We start from the raw sequence: 18107 nt of genomic DNA on the forward strand, positions 1-18107 counted from the left end.
CAACAAAGATCACGGGTTGTTATCTACTGCCTGCCCGATTGTTATATGATAGAGCCTCTTTGGGACTCTCGTGGGTGTTTCTTTACGAAACTGGTCTGTTGTGAACACTAGCAGCGCTCGCAGTCAATGCGAAGGGTGCTCCCGCGGTCGGCACGGTCATGCCTGGGCGATGAGCGGAGTGACGTAGCCTCGACGTTGTGCATCCCGTCATCGTTTACACCGCGTCCCGGGTCGGTCTACTCGCCGTGAGCCTGGGAGTGCTCTATGTCCTCGGCCTGCGTCAGCTGATCCTGCTTGTCGCCGCATTCCTGGTCAGCGGCGTGGCCAGCTACGTCCTGCTGTCAAAGCAGCGGGACGCGGTAAGCGAGCGAATCACTAAGAATCGGGAGTGAGCGGCGACGGGAACATGCCGACTCGGGCATGGTACTCGTGACCAAGCCGGGTTGTGTCACTACCAACGAGTAATCCGCCAGGATGTGCCAGGAATGCCTTGACTCCGATTCCGCGTTCCCGGGTGGGGTTCCATGTCAGGGCCTTGCCGGTGCGGGGGTGGATCGCTCCGATTCCCGGACGCGCCACCGCTCCGGGTCCCGCCGAGTCGTGGCCGAGCGGGTTGTCCAGCCAGCGCTGGTGCCCGCCGACGTAGACCGCCGCCCCCGTCGCCGCCACCGCGTACAGCGAGTCGCCCCCGGTGTGGTTCACCCAGGTGGGGCGTACCTCGCCGCGGGCGCGGGTCTCGAAGCGCGCGGCCGTGTCGCACATCCTGTCCCACCCCCCGGGGCCGCCGGTCGTGACGACGGCGAGATAGCTCCCATCGGGGGCGAAGTCCAGGCCCCGCACATAGCTGGGAAAGTCGGCCATGCACCTGCCCCGGTAGGCGCCGGTCCGCCAGGGCGCGACCTTGGCCGGTGACGCGGCGACGTCGATCAGGCCGAGCTGCGGGCGCGACAGGCCGTCGAGGGTGGCGAAGTCGCCGCCGACCGCCAGCCTGCCGTGGCTCAGGGAGAGCGCGTGGACCCTGGTCCTGCCACCCCTGGGCTCGTCCGGCCTGATCGCGAAGGTCGGGTCGACCGAGCCGTTGACGGCGTCCAGCCTGGCCAGTGCGGTAAGGGCGACAGGGCCGACACGGGTGAAGTCGCCGCCGACGTAGAGGTGGCGGCCCAGCCTGGCCAGGCTGGTGACCGTTCCGTCGCGGACCTGGGCGCCGAAGTGGGCCACCGGGGATCCGTCGGACAGCCGGAGCAGGGCCAGGCCCCGCGTCTGCGCCCCGTCGGTCGTCGTGAACCGGCCGCCCGCGTAGACGGTGTCGTGCACCCCCGCCGCCAGGGCCTGGACCGGGCGGTCGAGGCGTGGTGCGAAACCGGGCAGCACCCGCCCGGTGGCCAGGTCGTAGGCGAAGAGGTTGTCGCGCGACAGCACCCTCGTGCTCCGGGCCTCGCGTACCTCGCTGAACGAGCCTCCGACCACCACCGTGCCGCCCACCAGCGCGATGGCGTTGACGATCCCGTCGAGCACGTGGGGAGTGGTGTTCACCGGATCGGTCAGGACGACCCTGCTGTGCTCCGTGGTGCCGGCGGCGGCGGTCCCGGGGAGCATCAGGATCAGGGCCGCGGTCGGCAGGTAAGCGGTTCTGGCAAACATTCGATAATTTTTAGCATGCTCTGGGTAATCGAATGACTACTTTCCGTGGATTGTCGGGGCGGGCCTAGGCTTGGTGCCATGACGCGCGCTTCTCTGGACAAGCAGCCGCACGAGGTCGCCGCGATGTTCGATCGCACGGCCCGGCGGTACGACCTTGTCAACGACGTTATCTCCCTGGGCCAGGTCCGGCTGTGGCGTAAGGCGACCGCCGCGGCCGTCGACGCGGGCCCCGGTGAGCTGGTCCTCGACCTCGGTGCGGGCACCGGCACGTCCACCGACTCGTTCACCTCGCTGGGTGCCCGCGCGATCGCCTCCGACTTCTCGTTCGGCATGCTGAGCACCGGGGTCAGGCGCAGGGGCGGCTCGGGCGTTTCCGGAGGGGGGGTACGGGGTGTCAGCTTCATCGCGGGCGACGCGCTGCGGCTGCCCTTCGCCGACGACGTGTTCGACGCGGTGACGATCTCCACGGCGCTGCGCAACGTGCAGGACACCGGCCAGGCGCTGCGCGAGATGTATCGGGTGGCCAAGCCGGGTGCGCGCCTGGTGATCCTGGAGTTCTCGCACCCGACGTCGAGGTCCTTCGACCTCGTATACTCGCAGTACCTGATGAGGCTGATGCCGCAGGCAGCCAAGCTCTTCGGTTCCAACGACGACTCCTACGAGTATCTGGCGGAGTCGATCAGGGCCTGGCCGGACCAGGCGGGGCTGGCGAGGATCATTCAGGAAGCGGGCTGGGAACGGGTCGCCTGGCGCAATCTCGCGCTGGGCATCGTGGCCCTCCACCGCGGATATAAGCCCGCATAGAAGATTGGCAGGCGATAGCAGTACCCACCTGACACTTTGCCCCGCAAAGGCGTTAGACTTCGGGCCGACAAGTTTGTGAAGACCTTCACAAAGAACGAAAGGCCCCTTACCCCGAGGCCCCCAAAGCTTGCAGGACAGGACAGGTCCCGTGACCGTGCCAGCCGCCAGACAGCGGAACGTCGCTGAGGCTGACGCCGACGTCATCGTCGTCGGCGCCGGACCCGCCGGTTCGACAACCGCTTTTCATCTCGCGCAGGCCGGACTTGACGTCCTGCTGCTCGAGAAGACCACCTTCCCTCGCGAGAAAGTCTGCGGCGACGGGCTGACGCCCCGAGCGGTCAAGCAGCTCATCGCCATGGGGATCGACATCGACGCCCCCGGCTGGGTCCGCAACAAGGGCCTGCGCGTGGTCGGCGGCGGGATACGCTTCGAGCTCGACTGGCCCGAGCTGGCGAGCTACCCCGACTTCGGCCTGGTCCGCACCCGCCAGGACTTCGACGAGATCCTGGCCGGCAACGCGGTCAGGGCGGGCGTCCGCCTGCTGCAGGGGGTCAACGTCACGGCCCCGGTCCTGGACGACCGCAGCGGGCACATCGTCGGCGTCCTCGCCAGGCAGAACGGCGAGGAGGTCACCTACCGTTCCCGGCTGGTGGTCGCCGCCGACGGGAACTCCACCCGGATCTCCCTGGCCATGGGGCTGCACAAGCGCGAGGACCGCCCGATGGGCGTCGCGGTGCGGACGTACTTCGAGAGCCCCCGCCATGACGACGACTACCTGGAGACCTGGCTGGAGCTGTGGGACGGCGACACCCTGCTGCCCGGCTACGGCTGGATCTTCGGCGTCGGCGACGGCACGTCCAACGTGGGTCTCGGGCTGCTGAACACCAGCGAGTCCTTCAAGGGCATGGACTACCGCGACCTGCTCAAGCGCTGGGTGAAGGGCATGCCCGCCGAGTGGGGCTACGTCGAGGAGAACATGACGGCCCCGATCAGGGGCGCCGCGCTGCCGATGGCCTTCAACCGCCAGCCGCACTACACCCGGGGTCTGGTGCTGGTGGGTGACGCCGGCGGGATGATCAACCCGTTCAACGGCGAGGGCATCGCGTACGCGATGGAGAGCGGCCACGTCGCGGCCGAGATGATCGTCCAGGCACTGGGCAGGGTCACCCCCGCCCAGCGGGAACGTGTGCTGCGAGCCTACCCGCAGACGCTGAAGGACGCCTACGGCGGCTACTTCACGCTCGGCCGGGGCTTCGTCGAGCTCATCGGGCACCGCGGTGTGATGAACTTCGCCACGCGTCACGCGCTGCCGCACCCCCGCCTGATGAGGTTCGCTCTCAAACTCCTTGCTAATCTCACCGACCGGCGGGGTGATGCGTCGGATCGCATCATCAACGCCCTGTCGAAGGTGGCACCACCGGCATGAGCTCAACGAACGCCGAACACCTGGGACCCGGGGCGATGATCGCCCTGCCTAGACTTTCGAAATACACCAACATGCAGAGCTACGCGCCGGCGCGCGTGGAGATGGGAGAGGAGGCGTAGCGATGGAGCTGTACGCACCCATCCTGGTGCTCGCCGTTCTCGCGGCGGGATTTGCGGTCTTCTCGGTGACGATCGCCCCCTTCACCGGTCCCAAGCGCTGGAACCGCGCGAAACTCGACGCCTACGAATGCGGTATCGAGCCGACGCCCCAGCCCGTGGGCGGAGGTCGCTTCCCGCTGAAGTACATGATCACCGCGATGCTGTTCATCGTGTTCGACATCGAGATCATCTTCCTCTATCCGTGGGCTGTCGCGTTCGACCAGCTCGGGATGTTCGGGCTGGTCGAGATGGTGCTGTTCATCGTCACCGTGCTCGTGGCCTACGCGTACGTGTGGCGCCGCAAGGGTCTGGACTGGGACTAGATATGGGACTTGAAGAGAAACTTCCGAGCGGGTTCATGCTCAGCACGGTCGAGCAGGTCGCCGGCTGGGCACGTAAGAACTCCGTCTGGCCGGCCACCTTCGGTCTTGCCTGTTGCGCCATCGAGCTGATGTCCACCGGTGGTCCCAAGCACGACCTGGCGCGCTTCGGCATGGAGCGCGCTTCGGCGTCTCCGCGCCAGGCCGACCTGATGATCGTGGCGGGCCGGCTGTCGCAGAAGATGGCCCCGGTGCTGCGTCAGATCTACGACCAGATGGCCGAGCCCAAGTGGGTCATCGCCATGGGCGTCTGCGCCTCCAGCGGCGGCATGTTCAACAACTACGCGATCGTGCAGGGCGTCGACCACGTCGTCCCCGTCGACATCTACCTGCCCGGTTGCCCGCCGAGGCCCGAGATGCTCATCGACGCGATCGTCAAGCTACACGACAAGATCCAGAACACGAAGTTCGGCGCGCATCGCGCCAAGCAGATCGACGAGCTCGAACTGCAGGCACTGCGGACGTTGCCGCTGATCGACCAGGGAACCGCCAAATGAGAAGCGGTGAGCGACCGATGGCGCGAAGCGGATTCACAGCGGCCCGCGTGGCGAACGAGGAGCGGTAGGCGACCGAGACATGAGCACTGAAAACCTTCCGGAGGTCCCGGAGGAGCCCATCGCCCGCCTGGGCATGTTCGGCACCTCGGGTACCGGAGACACCTCGGGCTACGGCCGCCTCGTCGTGCGGCGCAAGCCCGAGCTCTCCACCCCCCGCCCGTACGGCGGGTACTTCGACACCGTCGCCGACGAACTGGAGCGCGCCCTCGGCGGCGACTTCGCCGACGCCGTCGAGCGCGTGGTCGTCGACCGCGGCGAGCTGACCTTCCACGTCAGGCGCGAGCGCCTGCTCGACGTCGTCAGGGCACTGCGCGACGACGCCGCCCTGCGCTTCGAGCTCTCGCTCGGTGTCTCCGGCGTGCACTACCCCCATCTGACGGGTCAGGAACTGCACGCGGTGATCCACCTGTGCTCGATCACGCACAACCGCCGCCTGCGCGTCGAGGTCTCCTGCCCCGACGACGACCGGCACATTCCCTCCACGGTCTCTGTCTACCCGACGCACGACTGGCACGAGCGCGAGACCTGGGACTTTTTCGGCATCGTCTTCGACGGACACCCGGCGCTGACCCGCATCATGATGCCCGACGACTGGGACGGCCACCCTCAGCGCAAGGACTACCCGCTCGGCGGCATCCCGGTCGAGTACCGCGGCGCCGAGATTCCCGCGCCGGACCAGAGGAGGTCTTACACATGAGCACCTTTGACGACGAGGCCACCGAGGGCACGGTCTACACCGTCTCCGGCAACGACTGGTCGGAACTGCTCGAGACCCTCACCGGCCAGCAGGACGAGCAGCTCGTCATCAACATGGGTCCCCAGCACCCGTCCACGCACGGTGTGCTCCGCCTGATCCTGAACCTGGACGGCGAGACGGTCACCGAGGCCCGCACGGTCATCGGCTACCTGCACACCGGCATCGAGAAGAACCTCGAATTCCGGACGTGGACCCAGGGGACGACGTTCGTCACCCGGATGGACTACCTGGCGCCGATCTTCAACGAGACCGCCTACTGCATGGGCGTCGAGAAGCTGCTCGGCATCACCGACCGGGTCCCCGAGCGGGCCCAGGCCATCCGCGTGATGATGATGGAGCTCACCCGGATCTCCTCGCACATGGTGGCCATCGGCACCTTCGGCATGGAGCTGGGCGCGACCACGCCGTTCCTCTTCGGGTCCCGCGAGCGCGAGATGGTGCTCGACGTGATGGAGTACATCACCGGCCTGCGGATGAACATGGCCTACGTCCGGCCCGGCGGTGTCTCCGTCGACCTGCCGGCCGGCGCCGTCGACAAGGTCGGCGAGCTGCTCAAGGTCATGCCGGGGCGCATCAAGGACATGCGCAAGATGCTCGACGCGAACCCGGTCTACCTGGCCCGCACCAAGGACATCGCCTACCTCGACCTCACCGGCTGCATGGCGCTGGGCGTCACCGGTCCGATGCTGCGGGCCGCGGGTCTGCCGTGGGACCTGCGCAAGTCGCAGCCCTACTGCGGCTACGAGACCTACGAGTTCGACGTCCCGACGGAGAAGAGCGCCGACGTCTACGGCCGCTACCTGGTACGGGTGGCCGAGATGGAGGAGTCGCTCAAGATCATTGAGCAGGCTCTGGACCGGCTCTCCGGGCCGCTCAAGGGCGGCCGGGTGATGGTCGACGACAAGAAGATCGGCTGGCCCGCGCAGCTCGCGCTCGGCCCCGACGGCCTGGGCAACTCGCCCGACCACATCGCGCACATCATGAGCGGCTCCATGGAGGCGCTGATCCACCACTTCAAGCTGGTGACCGAGGGCTTCAGGGTCCCGGCGGGGCAGGCGTACGCCTCGGTCGAGTCGCCCCGCGGCGAGCTCGGCGCCCACGTGGTCAGCGACGGCGGCACCCGCCCCTACCGCGTACACTTCCGCGATCCGTCCTTCACGAACCTGCAGGCCATGCCCGCGACGTGCGAGGGCGGCATGGTCGCCGACGTCATCTCGGCGGTGGCCTCGATCGACCCGGTGATGGGAGGTGTCGACCGATGAGCGCGCCCGACGAGAGAGCGGTTGCCGGCGGTGAGCCGACGGGTGGGCAGAGCACCCGGTCGAGCAACGAGGAGGTGAGCGCGACCATGACCAATGGATACGCGCCGGAAGTGCGCGAGCGCCTGGAGCGCGACGCCAAGGAGATCATCGGCCGCTACCCCAGGCCGCGGTCGGCGCTGCTTCCCCTGCTGCACCTGGTGCAGTCCGAGGACGGCTACGTCTCCGACGACGGCCACGAGTTCTGCGCCGAGATGCTCGGGCTGAGCAAGGCCGAGGTCGTGGGCGTCTCCACCTTCTACACGATGTACAAGCGCAGGCCGATGGGCCAGTACCACGTGGGCGTGTGCGTCAACACGCTCTGCGCGGTCATGGGCGGCGACCAGATCTGGGACGAGCTCTCCGAGCACGTCGGCGTCGGTCACGACGAGGCGACCCCGGACGGGAAGATCTCGCTGGAGCGGCTGGAGTGCAACGCCGCCTGCGACTTCGCCCCGGTGATGATGGTCAACTGGGAGTTCTTCGACAACCAGACCCCGGACTCGGCCAAGCAGCTCGTCGACGACCTCAGGGACGGCAAGGAGCCCTCGCCGACCCGCGGCCCGAAGAGGCTCTGCACGTTCAAGGAGGCCTCGCGGGTGCTCTCGGGCCTGCCCGACGGCCTGGCCGGTGACGGCCCCTCGGCGGTGGGCCCCTCCCTGGAGGGCCTGAAGATCGCTAAGGCCAACGGATGGAAGGCTCCCGAGGCGTGAACGGGCGCGAGGTCAACATGATCGGGCGAGCAGGTAGGCACGGAGCGGTCTCGTCACGGAGCGACGGGCTGCCAGGCGAGGAGACGAAGTGACCACTCTCACCCCGGTTCTCACCGCGAACTGGGACCAGCCGAACTCCTTCACGCTGGAGGGCTACGGCGACTACTCGGCGGCCAAGAAGGCCCTGGGCATGGACCCCGACGCGGTCATCCAGGTCGTCAAGGACTCCGGGCTGCGCGGCCGAGGCGGCGCGGGCTTCCCCACCGGCATGAAGTGGGGCTTCATCCCCCAGGGGGACGGCAAGCCGCACTACCTGGTGGTCAACGCCGACGAGTCCGAGCCGGGCACGTGCAAGGACATCCCGACGATGATGGCCAACCCGCACGCGCTGGTCGAGGGCATCATCATCACCGCGTACGCGATCCGGGCCAACCACGCCTTCATCTACGTGCGCGGCGAGGTGCTGCACGTCATCCGCCGCCTGCAGGCGGCGGTGGCCGAGGCGTACGCCAAGGGCTACCTCGGCACCGACCTCTTCGGCACCGGCTTCGATCTGGAGCTCGTCGTGCACAGCGGGGCGGGCGCCTACATCTGTGGCGAGGAGACGGCGCTGCTCGACTCGCTGGAGGGTCATCGCGGCCAACCTCGGCTCAAGCCCCCATTCCCCGCCGTGGCGGGCCTCTACGCCTCGCCCACCGTGGTCAACAACGTCGAGTCGGTCGCGAGTGTTCCCTCGATCATCGCCAACGGCGCCGAGTGGTTCGCCGGGATGGGCACCGAGAAGTCCAAGGGCTTCGGCATCTTCTCGCTGAGCGGCCACGTGACCCGGCCCGGCCAGTACGAGGCTCCGCTCGGCATCACGCTGCGCGAACTGCTGGAGATGTCCGGCGGTATCAGGGAGGGCCACCGGCTCAAGTTCTGGACCCCGGGCGGGTCGAGCACCCCGATCTTCACGGACGAGCACCTGGACGTCCCGCTGGACTTCGAGTCCGTGGGCGCCAAGGGCTCGATGCTCGGCACCCGGGCCCTGCAGATCTTCGACGAGACCACCTGCGTGGTGCGCGCCGTGCTCCGCTGGACCGAGTTCTACGCGCACGAGTCCTGCGGCAAGTGCACCCCCTGCCGGGAGGGCACCTACTGGCTCAAGCAGGTGCTCAAGCGGCTGGAGAAGGGGCAGGGCACCGAAGAGGACCTGACCACGATCACCGACATCGCCGACAACATCCTGGGCCGCTCCTTCTGCGCCCTGGGTGACGGTGCCACCAGCCCCATCCACTCGTCGGTGAAGTACTTCCGCGACGAATACCTCAAGCACTTCGAGATCGGCGGCTGCCCGTTCGATCACGCCCCGTCCACGGTGTGGGGGGCGAAGTGAGCGCGCGCGGGAAGGCCACCGGCAAGCACAGCACCGTCTCGGTCGCCAGGCCGACGGAGGAGACGCCATGACCGTCGAAGCCACCACCCCGGCGCAGGCGCCGGTGAACCTGGTCACCGTCACCATCGACGGCTTCCAGGTGAGCGTCCCGAAGGGCACGCTGATCATCCGGGCGGCCGAGCTGCTCGGCATCCAGATCCCCCGGTTCTGTGACCACCCGCTGCTGGAACCGGCCGCCAACTGCCGCCAGTGCCTGGTGGACATTCCCGACGCGGGCAACGGCCGGGGGTTCCCCAAGCCGCAGCCCTCCTGCGCGATCGAGGTCGCCGAGGGCATGGTCGTCCAGACCCAGCTCACCTCGCCGGTCGCGGAGAAGGCGCAGCGCGGCGTCATGGAGCTGCTGCTCCTGAACCACCCGCTGGACTGCCCGGTCTGCGACAAGGGCGGCGAGTGCCCGCTGCAGAACCAGGCCATGTCCAACGGCCAGGGCGAGAGCCGCTTCGTGGAGAAGAAGCGGACCTTCGAGAAGCCGGTCGCGCTCTCCTCGGAGGTGCTGCTCGACCGCGAGCGCTGCGTCCAGTGCGCGCGCTGCATCCGCTTCTCCGACGAGATCGCCGGCGACCCGCTCATCGACTTCTTCGAGCGCGGGGCCAAGGAGCAGGTCGGAGCCGCGGACGGCCAGCCGTTCGAGTCCTACTTCTCCGGCAACACGGTGCAGATCTGCCCGGTGGGCGCGCTGACCGGTGCCGCCTACCGCTTCCAGGCCCGCCCGTTCGACCTGGTCTCCACGCCCAGCGCCTGTGAGCACTGCGCCAGCGGCTGCTCGCTGCGCGCCGACCACCGGCGCGGCAAGATCACTCGCCGCCTGGCCGGGGACGACCCCGAGGTCAACGAGGAGTGGAACTGCGACAAGGGTCGCTGGGCCTTCACCTACGCGACCCAGCCCGACCGGCTGAAGACCCCTCTCGTCCGTGACGAGGAGGGTCGCCTGGTGCCGGCCTCCTGGCCGGAGGCGTTCGCCGCCGCCGCCAAGGGCCTGTCCGCGGCGCGCGGGCGCGCGGGCGTGCTCGTCGGCGGTCGCGTCACCGTCGAGGAGGCGTACGCGTACTCGAAGTTCGCCCGGATCGCGCTCGGCACGAACGACATCGACTTCCGTGCCAGGCCGCACTCCGAGGAGGAGGCGCACTTCCTGGCGCACGCCGTCGCCGGCAAGGGCATCGAGGTCCGCTACGCCGACCTGGAGAAGGCGCCGGCGGTGCTCCTGGCGGGCTTCGAGCCCGACGAGGAGTCGCCGATCGTCTTCCTGCGCCTGCGCAAGGCATGGCGCAAGAAGGGCCTGAAGGTCTTCTCCGTCGCGCCGTTCGCCGGCCCCGGGCTGGCCAAGATGGGCGGCACGCTGATCCCGGCGGTGCCGGGCACCGAGACCGCCGTCCTGGACGACCTGGCCGCCGTCGACGTGACGGCCGCCGAGGCGATCAGGCAGCCGGGAGCGATCATCCTGGCCGGTGAGCGACTCGCCACCGTGCCGGGCGCGCTGTCGGCGCTGCTGCGGCTCGCCGACGCAAGCGGTGCCCGCCTGGCCTGGATCCCGCGCCGCGCCGGTGAGCGCGGGGCCGTCGAGGCCGGGGCGCTGCCGAACCTGCTGCCCATCGGCCGCCCGGTCGCGGACGAGACCGCCCGCGCCGAGGTGGCCAGGGCCTGGGACGTCACCTCGCTGCCCGAGGGCGAGGGCCGCGACACCACCGCCATGCTGGCGGCGGCGCTCGACGGACAACTCGACGCCCTCGTCGTCGCGGGTGTCGACCCCTACGACCTGGCCGCGCCGCAGGCGGCCCTGCTGGCCCTGGAGAACACCCCGTTCATCGTGAGCCTGGAGCAGCGCGCCAGCGCGGTCACCGACCGCGCCGACGTGGTGTTCCCCGTCGCCGTGGTGGCCGAGAAGTCGGGCACCTTCGTCGACTGGGAGGGGCGCGGGCGCTCCTTCGAGGAGGCGCTCGGGGTTCCGGGGATCATGAGCGACCTGCGGGTCGTCTCCGCGATCGCCGACGCCATGGACGTGCACCTCGGCCTGCCCGACCCCGCCGCCGCCCGCCGCGAGATCGGCTCGATCGGCGCGTGGCGTGGCCCCAGGGCCGCGGCCCCCCAGGTGAGCGGCTCGCTCGCCGCCAGGCCGCGGGCGGGGGAGGCCGTCCTGGCCAGCTGGCACCTGCTGCTCGACGACGGCCGCCTGCAGGCGGGCGAGCCGTACCTGGCGGGCACCGCCCGCCCCGGCGTGGCGCTGGTGTCCGAGGCCACCGCCGCCGAGTGCGGCCTGGTCGACGGCGGCGAGGTGGTCGTCGGCACCGAGCACGGCTCATTGAGCCTGCCCGTGCGGATCGCGGACCTGCCCGGCCGGGTGGTGTGGCTGCCGGCCAACTCCGACGGTCGCTCGGTCACCCGTGACCTGCACGCCGTCGCCGGTGATGTGGTCAGGGTCGGCGCGGTGAACACCGCCGAGAGCACCATGGCCGGCGAGGTAAGCGCCGCCGGCGAAGCTAACGAGGAGCGGTAATGAATGCCCGGACTCTTCTAGCGGCCGATCCGACCCTTGCCGACTTCGGCAAGGACCCGCTCTGGATCAGCATCATCAAGGCCGTTGTCATCTTCATCGTCCTGATGCTGGGCGTGCTGTTCGGCGTGTGGTTCGAGCGTAAGCTCATCTCCCGCATGCAGAACCGGTACGGTCCCAACCGGGCGGGCAAGTTCGGGCTGCTCCAGTCGGTGGCCGACGGCCTGAAGATGGGGCTCAAGGAAGACCTGATGCCCCGGACCGTCGACAAGGTGATCTACTTCATCGCCCCGGTCGTCCTGGCGGTACCGGCCTTCCTGGCCTTCTCCGTCATCCCGATGGGCCCGATGGTGTCGATGTTCGGTGTCCAGACGCCGTTGCAGCTCACCGACCTCCCGGTCGCGGTGCTGCTGGTGCTGGCGATGGCCTCGATCGGCGTGTACGGCATCGTGCTGGCGGGCTGGGGCTCACGCTCCCCGTACTCGATCCTCGGCGGCCTGCGGGCCAGCGCCCAGGTGGTCTCGTACGAGATCGCGATGGGCCTGTCGTTCGTGGGCGTGTTCCTGTTCGCCGGGACGCTCTCCACCTCGGAGATCGTCGCGGCGCAGGCCAAGGGCGGGGTGTTCACGCTGGGCGGCCTGGAGATCCCGATGCCCTCCTGGTACATGATCCTGCTGATCCCGTCCTTCCTGATCTACATCGTCACGATGCTGGGCGAGACCAACCGGGTCCCCTTCGACCTGCCCGAGGGTGAGGGCGAGCTGGTCGGCGGCTTCCAGACCGAGTACTCCAACTCGCTGAAGTTCGCGGTCATCATGCTCGCGGAGTACGTCAACGTCTTCGTGGTCTCCGCGGTGTCCATCACCCTGTTCATGGGCGGCTGGCGGGCCCCGTGGCCGATCTCCATGTGGGACGGGGCGAACACCGGCTGGTGGCCGCTGCTCTGGTTCTTCAGCAAGATGGTGCTGGTCTTCGGCTTCTTCGTCTGGTGCCGCGCCTCGCTGCCGCGCGTCAGGTACGACCAGCTGATGGCCCTCGGCTGGAAGATCCTCATCCCGATCAACCTGGCCTGGATCCTGCTCGTGGCCACGGTCAGGGCCCTGCAGCTCGAAAACGTCAACCGGTCGCTCGTGCTCATCCTGGCCGCGTTCGTGATGATCGCCTGCCTCGGGATCTGGTGGCGCTTCGACAGCGTGCTGCAGAAGCGCAAGGAGGCCAAGGCCGCACTGGTCGAAGCCGAGTTCGAGCAACTCCAAGCCGAGCCGACCGCGGGTGGCTTCCCTGTGCCGCCGCTCGACCTGCCGCACTACCACGGGGTAGAGCGCAAGGAGGTTCCCAGTGGGAGCAACTGATTGGCTGAATCCCATCAAGGGATTCGGCGTGACCTTCCACACGATGTTCAAGAAGGTCGAGACGGTCAACTACCCCGAGGAGAAGCGGCCCACGGCGCCGCGCTTCCACGGCCGGCACCAGCTCAACCGCTGGCCCGACGGCCTGGAGAAGTGCGTCGGCTGCGAGCTGTGCGCCTGGGCCTGCCCGGCCGACGCGATCTTCGTCGAGGGGGCCGACAACACCGACGAGGCACGGTTCTCACCCGGTGAGCGCTACGGGCGCACCTACCAGATCAACTATCTGCGGTGCATCCTGTGCGGCCTGTGCATCGAAGCCTGCCCGACACGGGCGCTGACGATGACCAACGAGTACGAGCTCGCCGACACCAGCCGTGAGAGCCTGATCTACACCAAGGAAATGCTGCTCGCACCGCTCGGTCCCGGCATGGAGGTCCCGCCGCACCCCATGCGTCTCGGCGAGACCGAAGAGGACTACTACCGGCTGGGACGCAACAATGGGTGAGACCATCACGTTCTGGATCCTGGCGGTCGTCTCGGTGTCGGCCGCCCTCGGGCTCGTCTTCAGCCGCAGGGCCGTCTACTCGGCCCTGATGCTGGGCGTCGTCATGCTCTCCCTGGCCGTGCTGTACGCGGTACAGGACGCCCCCTTCCTCGCCGCGGTGCAGATCATCGTCTACACCGGCGCGGTCATGATGCTCTTCCTGTTCGTCCTGATGCTCGTCGGTGTCGACTCCGCCGACTCGCTGGTCGAGACGATCAAGGGACAGCGCGTCTGGGCGGCGATCGCGGGCCTGGGCTTCGCCTTCCTGCTCGCCCTGGGGGTCGGCAACGCCACCTTCGCCGCGCCCGCCGGCCTCACCGAGGCCACGAAGGTCGCGGGCGGCAACGTGCCCTCGCTGGCACAGCTGATCTTCACACGGTACGTCTTCGCCTTCGAGGTCACCTCGGCGCTGCTGATCACCGCCGCGCTCGGCGCGATGGTGCTGGCGCACCGTGAGCGCATCCGGCCCAAGGCCACCCAGCGTGACCTGGCCCGCGCCCGGTTCAACGGCCCGCAGCCTTCGCCGCTGCCGGGACCCGGCACCTACGCGCTGCACAACGCGATCGACATGCCGGCCCTGCTGCCCGACGGCACGGTCGCCGACAAGTCCATCAACCGGGTGCTCGCCAGGCACGAGATGGAGGGCGGCTTCGCGCCGACCGACCCGGTGAAGGCGGCGCTCATCAAGCAGGTCCTGGAGAGGGACGCGGCGCAAGGCCGCGATTCCGACTCAGGCGACGAGCCCGTCCAGGCGGAGGACGTGGCGCCCCAGCAGGAGGACGGCAAGTGACCACTCACTACCTGGTGCTCTCCGCGCTGCTGTTCGCGATCGGCGCCATCGGCGTGCTGGTACGGCGCAACGCGATCGTGGTGTTCATGTGCGTGGAGCTCATGCTCAACGCCTGCAACCTCGCGTTCGTCGCCTTCGCCAGGCAGCAGGGCAACCTGGACGGCCAGATCATCGCGTTCTTCGTGATGGTGGTGGCCGCGGCCGAGGTCGTCGTCGGCCTCGCCATCATCGTGATGATCTTCCGAACCCGCAGGTCCGCGTCGGTGGACGACGCGAACCTGCTGAAGTACTAAGAGGTGGCCGTGGAACCCGCTGAGATCATCCAGCATTCCGGGGGTGTGATCGGAGTCTCCTGGCTCATGGTCGCGCTCCCGCTGCTCGGTGCCGCGATCCTGCTGCTGTTCGGGCGCCGCACCGACCGCTGGGGTCACCTCCTCGGTGTCGCGATGTCCCTGGGCGCGTTCGCGGTGGCGGTCGCCGCCTTCGTCCAGTTGCTCGGTCTGCCCGAGGCCCAGCGCCGCCAAGGGGTCAGGCTCTACGAGTTCATCCCCGGCCTCGCCGACATGGGGCTGCTGATCGACCCGCTGTCGATCAGCTTCGCCCTGCTGATCACCGGTGTGGGATCGCTGATCCACATCTACTCGATCGGCTACATGTCGCACGACCCGGGCCGGCGCCGGTTCTTCGCGTACCTGAACCTGTTCGTCGCCGCGATGCTCCTGCTGGTGCTGGCCGACAACTACGTCGTGCTGTTCGTCGGCTGGGAGGGTGTGGGCCTCGCCTCGTACCTGCTGATCGGCTTCTGGCAGTTCAAGCCCACGGCGGCGGCCGCGGCCAAGAAGGCGTTCATCGTCAACCGCGTCGGCGACTTCGGCCTGCTGATCGCGATCTTCGCGATCTGGACGACGTTCGGCTCGGTCGCCTTCAACGAGCTCACCGGGGGCGCCGTCAGCGGGGCGATCTCCTCCGGCGCGGCCTCCCAGGGCACGATCACCGCGGTCGGCCTGCTGCTGCTCCTCGGCGCCTGCGGCAAGTCGGCCCAGCTGCCGCTGCAGTCGTGGCTGCTGGACGCGATGGAGGGCCCGACCCCGGTCTCGGCACTCATCCACGCCGCGACCATGGTCACCGCGGGCGTCTACCTGGTCGTCCGCTCCGGCGCGTTCTTCGAGGCCGCCCCGACCGCGCAGCTCGTCGTGACGATCGTCGGTGTGGCCACCCTGCTCGCCGGTGCGATCATCGGTTGCGCCAAGGACGACATCAAGAAGGGCCTGGCCGGCTCGACGATGTCGCAGATCGGCTACATGATGCTCGGCGCGGGCCTCGGCCCGGTGGGCTACGCCTTCGCCATCGCGCACCTGATCGCGCACGGCTTCTTCAAGGCCAACATGTTCCTCGGGGCGGGCTCGGTCATGCACGCCATGAACGACGAGGTCGACATGCGCAAGTACGGTGGCCTGTTCTCGGTGATGAAGGTCACCGCGGCCACCTTCATGATCGGCTATCTCGCGATCATCGGGTTCCCGCTGCTGTCCGGTTACTTCACCAAGGACGGCATCATCGAGACGGCCATGCACCACAACCAGATCCTCGGCTGGCTCGCGGTCGTCGGCGCCGGCATCACTGGCTTCTACATGTCGCGGATGGTCTTCATGACCTTCTTCGGCAAGCGGCGCTGGGCAGACGACGCGCACCCGCACGAGTCGCCCTCCGTGATGACCGTGCCGCTGATCCTGCTGTCGATCGGTTCGGTCTTCCTGGGCGCCTTCCTGATCCTGGACAACCGGCTCATGAGGTTCCTCGCCCCGGCGGTCGGCCTGCCCGAGCACCTGCCCGTGTTCGACCCCTTCACTCCTGCCGGCCTGGCCACGCTCGCGCTGGTCGCCGTCGGCGTCGTCTACGCCTGGTTCCGCTACGGTGCCGCCGAGGTGCCCCGGCTCGCCCCGCGCGGCTCGTTCCTCACCACCTTCGCCCGCCGTGACCTGTACGGCGACGCGCTGAACGAGGCGCTGTTCATGCGCCCCGGCCAGTGGCTGGCCCGGTTCGCGGTGTTCTTCGACAACCGCGGTATCGACGGCCTGGTCAACGGCCTGGCGGCGGGGATCGGCGGGACCTCCGGGCGGCTGCGCCGCATCCAGACCGGCTACGTGCGGTCCTACGCGTTGTCCATCCTCTTCGGTGCCGCCGTGGTCGTTGGCGCGCTGCTCTACGTAGGGAACATGTGATGCCCTGGCTCTCGACCCTGATTGCCGTGCCCGTTCTGGGCGCGGTGGGTGTCTCCCTTGTCAAGAGTGACAAGCTCGCGAAGCAGCTGGCGCTGGCGGTCTCACTGGTCGTGCTGGCGCTCACCGGCGCCCTCGCGTACCTGTTCGAACCGGCCTCCGAGACGCGCTTCCAGTTCGCCGAGGTCTACGAGTGGATCCCGCGGTTCGGCGTCCACTACGGCGTCGGCGTGGACGGCATCGCCCTGGTGCTGATCGCGCTGTCGGCGGTGCTCGTGCCGATCGTGATCCTCGCCTCCTGGCACGACGCCGACGGAACCGGGGCCGCGGCCCCGCCCAAGCGCTCGGTGAAGACCTACTTCGCGCTGCTGCTGGTGCTGGAAGCGATGATGATCGGCGTCTTCGCGGCGACCGACGTCTTCCTCTTCTACGTCTTCTTCGAAGCCATGCTCATCCCGATGTACTTCATGATCGGGTCGTACGGCGGAGCCCAGCGGTCCTACGCGGCCGTGAAGTTCCTGCTGTACTCGCTCTTCGGCGGCCTGCTCATGCTGGTCGCGGTGATCGCGCTCTACGTGATCGCCGACAAGGGCACCTTCATGTTCCCCGAGCTGATCGGCGTCATCCAGGACCCGACCACGCAGAAGTGGCTCTTCGCGGGCTTCTTCATCGCGTTCGCGGTCAAGGCGCCGCTCTGGCCGTTCCACACCTGGCTGCCCGACGCCGCCGCGCAGGCCCCGGCCGGCGCCGCGGTGCTGCTGGTGGGCGTGCTGGACAAGGTCGGCACGTACGGCATGCTCCGCTTCTGCCTGGAGCTCTTCCCGGACGCGTCGAAGTTCTTCACCCCGCTGGTGATCGTGCTGGCGGTGGTGGGCATCGTCTACGGCGCGATCGTGGCCATCGGCCAGACCGACATGAAGCGCCTGATCGCCTACACCTCGATCTCGCACTTCGGCTTCATCGCGCTGGGCGTCTTCGCGATGACCAGGGACGCGGGCGCGGGCGCCACCCTCTACATGGTCAACCACGGCTTCTCGACCGGCGCGCTCTTCCTGGTCGCCGGTTTCCTGATCTACCGCCGGGGTTCCAGCCAGATCGCCGACTACGGAGGCGTGCAGAAGGTCGCCCCGCTGCTGGCCGGCACCTTCCTGATCGCCGGCCTGTCCGGGTTCTCCCTGCCGGGACTGTCCACGTTCGTCAGCGAGTTCATGGTCCTGATCGGCACCTTCGAGCGCTACCCGGTCGCAGCGATCATCGCGACGAGCGGCGTCATCCTGGCGGCCGTCTACATCCTGTGGATGTACCAGCGCACGATGACCGGCCCCTCGAAGGAGTCGGCCCATGTCATGCCCGACCTCAACTGGCGCGAGATCTGGGTGATGGGCCCGCTGATCGCGGTGATCATCGCCATGGGCTTCTTCCCCAAGCCGGTGCTTGACGTGATCAATCCCGCGGTCGACAAGACGATCTCCAGCGTCCACATCGAACCGTTCACGCCCGCCGTGGCAGAGAAGAAGGGGGCCGGCCAGTGAACGGCACCATCCAAGC

18 protein-coding genes are annotated in these 18107 nt (G+C 68.4%); 17 read left to right on the top strand and 1 reads right to left on the bottom strand.

Features of this window, described 5'->3' with window-relative positions; genetic code table 11:
• Positions 1-197: 197 nt before the first annotated feature.
• Positions 198-392, top strand: coding sequence for a DUF4229 domain-containing protein (locus ACQP0P_RS04805; protein ID WP_355615070.1), 195 nt, complete (start codon positions 198-200; stop codon positions 390-392).
• On the opposite strand, the gene ACQP0P_RS04810 is transcribed toward ACQP0P_RS04805, so the two are convergent.
• A complete protein-coding gene (locus ACQP0P_RS04810) occupies positions 376-1641 on the bottom strand; it encodes a delta-60 repeat domain-containing protein (RefSeq protein ID WP_433371395.1) in 1266 nt (421 codons plus the stop codon). The two genes, ACQP0P_RS04805 and ACQP0P_RS04810, sit on opposite strands and share 17 nt — an antisense overlap.
• A gap of 78 nt (positions 1642-1719) precedes the next feature.
• Between ACQP0P_RS04810 and ACQP0P_RS04815 the strand changes: the two genes are divergently transcribed.
• From ACQP0P_RS04815 to ACQP0P_RS04890, 16 genes are all read left to right on the top strand, one after another.
• The gene (locus ACQP0P_RS04815; RefSeq protein ID WP_433371399.1) at positions 1720-2445 is read left to right on the top strand and encodes a demethylmenaquinone methyltransferase; all 726 of its coding nucleotides are present in this window, start codon (positions 1720-1722) and stop codon (positions 2443-2445) included.
• A gap of 148 nt (positions 2446-2593) precedes the next feature.
• On the top strand, positions 2594-3871 hold the full coding sequence (locus tag ACQP0P_RS04820; RefSeq protein WP_433371402.1) for a geranylgeranyl reductase family protein: 1278 nt from the start codon (positions 2594-2596) through the stop codon (positions 3869-3871).
• Positions 3868-3990 (top strand): hypothetical protein, encoded by a 123-nt coding sequence (locus ACQP0P_RS04825; RefSeq protein WP_433371404.1) that lies wholly within the window; start codon positions 3868-3870, stop codon positions 3988-3990. Before ACQP0P_RS04820 ends, ACQP0P_RS04825 begins: the two co-directional genes overlap by 4 nt.
• Positions 3991-3992: 2 nt before the next feature.
• A complete protein-coding gene (locus ACQP0P_RS04830) occupies positions 3993-4352 on the top strand; it encodes an NADH-quinone oxidoreductase subunit A (RefSeq protein ID WP_433371407.1) in 360 nt (119 codons plus the stop codon).
• A gap of 2 nt (positions 4353-4354) precedes the next feature.
• Positions 4355-4906: a NuoB/complex I 20 kDa subunit family protein gene (locus ACQP0P_RS04835; RefSeq protein ID WP_030916695.1), complete on the top strand. Its 552-nt coding sequence runs from the start codon at positions 4355-4357 to the stop codon at positions 4904-4906.
• A gap of 79 nt (positions 4907-4985) precedes the next feature.
• Entirely contained in the window at positions 4986-5663 is a 678-nt protein-coding gene (locus ACQP0P_RS04840; protein WP_350918471.1) for an NADH-quinone oxidoreductase subunit C, read from the top strand.
• Positions 5660-6985, top strand: a complete 1326-nt coding sequence (locus ACQP0P_RS04845) for an NADH-quinone oxidoreductase subunit D (RefSeq protein ID WP_433371410.1) — start codon at positions 5660-5662, stop codon at positions 6983-6985. Before ACQP0P_RS04840 ends, ACQP0P_RS04845 begins: the two co-directional genes overlap by 4 nt.
• 86 nt (positions 6986-7071) lie before the next feature.
• A complete protein-coding gene (gene nuoE / locus ACQP0P_RS04850; protein WP_433381687.1) occupies positions 7072-7734 on the top strand; it encodes an NADH-quinone oxidoreductase subunit NuoE in 663 nt (220 codons plus the stop codon).
• Positions 7735-7822: 88 nt separating this feature from the next.
• Positions 7823-9109 carry an NADH-quinone oxidoreductase subunit NuoF gene (gene nuoF / locus ACQP0P_RS04855; RefSeq protein WP_433371412.1) on the top strand — a complete coding sequence of 429 codons (1287 nt, stop codon included), beginning with the start codon at positions 7823-7825 and terminating at the stop codon, positions 9107-9109.
• Between the two features lie 67 nt (positions 9110-9176).
• Positions 9177-11660 carry an NADH-quinone oxidoreductase subunit G gene (locus ACQP0P_RS04860; RefSeq protein ID WP_433371415.1) on the top strand — a complete coding sequence of 828 codons (2484 nt, stop codon included), beginning with the start codon at positions 9177-9179 and terminating at the stop codon, positions 11658-11660.
• Positions 11660-13009 (top strand): NADH-quinone oxidoreductase subunit NuoH, encoded by a 1350-nt coding sequence (gene nuoH, locus ACQP0P_RS04865; RefSeq protein WP_433371417.1) that lies wholly within the window; start codon positions 11660-11662, stop codon positions 13007-13009. Before ACQP0P_RS04860 ends, nuoH begins: the two co-directional genes overlap by 1 nt.
• Before the next feature lie 43 nt (positions 13010-13052).
• Positions 13053-13511, top strand: a complete 459-nt coding sequence (nuoI, locus tag ACQP0P_RS04870) for an NADH-quinone oxidoreductase subunit NuoI (RefSeq protein ID WP_433381690.1) — start codon at positions 13053-13055, stop codon at positions 13509-13511.
• Positions 13504-14340, top strand: coding sequence for an NADH-quinone oxidoreductase subunit J (locus ACQP0P_RS04875; RefSeq protein WP_433371420.1), 837 nt, complete (start codon positions 13504-13506; stop codon positions 14338-14340). The genes nuoI and ACQP0P_RS04875 overlap by 8 nt, the downstream gene beginning before the upstream one ends.
• The gene (nuoK, locus tag ACQP0P_RS04880; protein ID WP_350918451.1) at positions 14337-14633 is read left to right on the top strand and encodes an NADH-quinone oxidoreductase subunit NuoK; all 297 of its coding nucleotides are present in this window, start codon (positions 14337-14339) and stop codon (positions 14631-14633) included. The genes ACQP0P_RS04875 and nuoK overlap by 4 nt, the downstream gene beginning before the upstream one ends.
• A 66-nt stretch (positions 14634-14699) precedes the next feature.
• Positions 14700-16562 carry an NADH-quinone oxidoreductase subunit L gene (nuoL, locus tag ACQP0P_RS04885; protein WP_433381693.1) on the top strand — a complete coding sequence of 621 codons (1863 nt, stop codon included), beginning with the start codon at positions 14700-14702 and terminating at the stop codon, positions 16560-16562.
• Positions 16562-18091: an NADH-quinone oxidoreductase subunit M gene (locus ACQP0P_RS04890; RefSeq protein WP_433371423.1), complete on the top strand. Its 1530-nt coding sequence runs from the start codon at positions 16562-16564 to the stop codon at positions 18089-18091. Before nuoL ends, ACQP0P_RS04890 begins: the two co-directional genes overlap by 1 nt.
• Positions 18092-18107 lie beyond the last annotated feature (16 nt).

The sequence above is a fragment of the Streptosporangium sp. CA-115845 genome (assembly GCF_050943795.1).
Taxonomy (GTDB): Bacteria; Actinomycetota; Actinomycetes; order Streptosporangiales; family Streptosporangiaceae; genus Streptosporangium.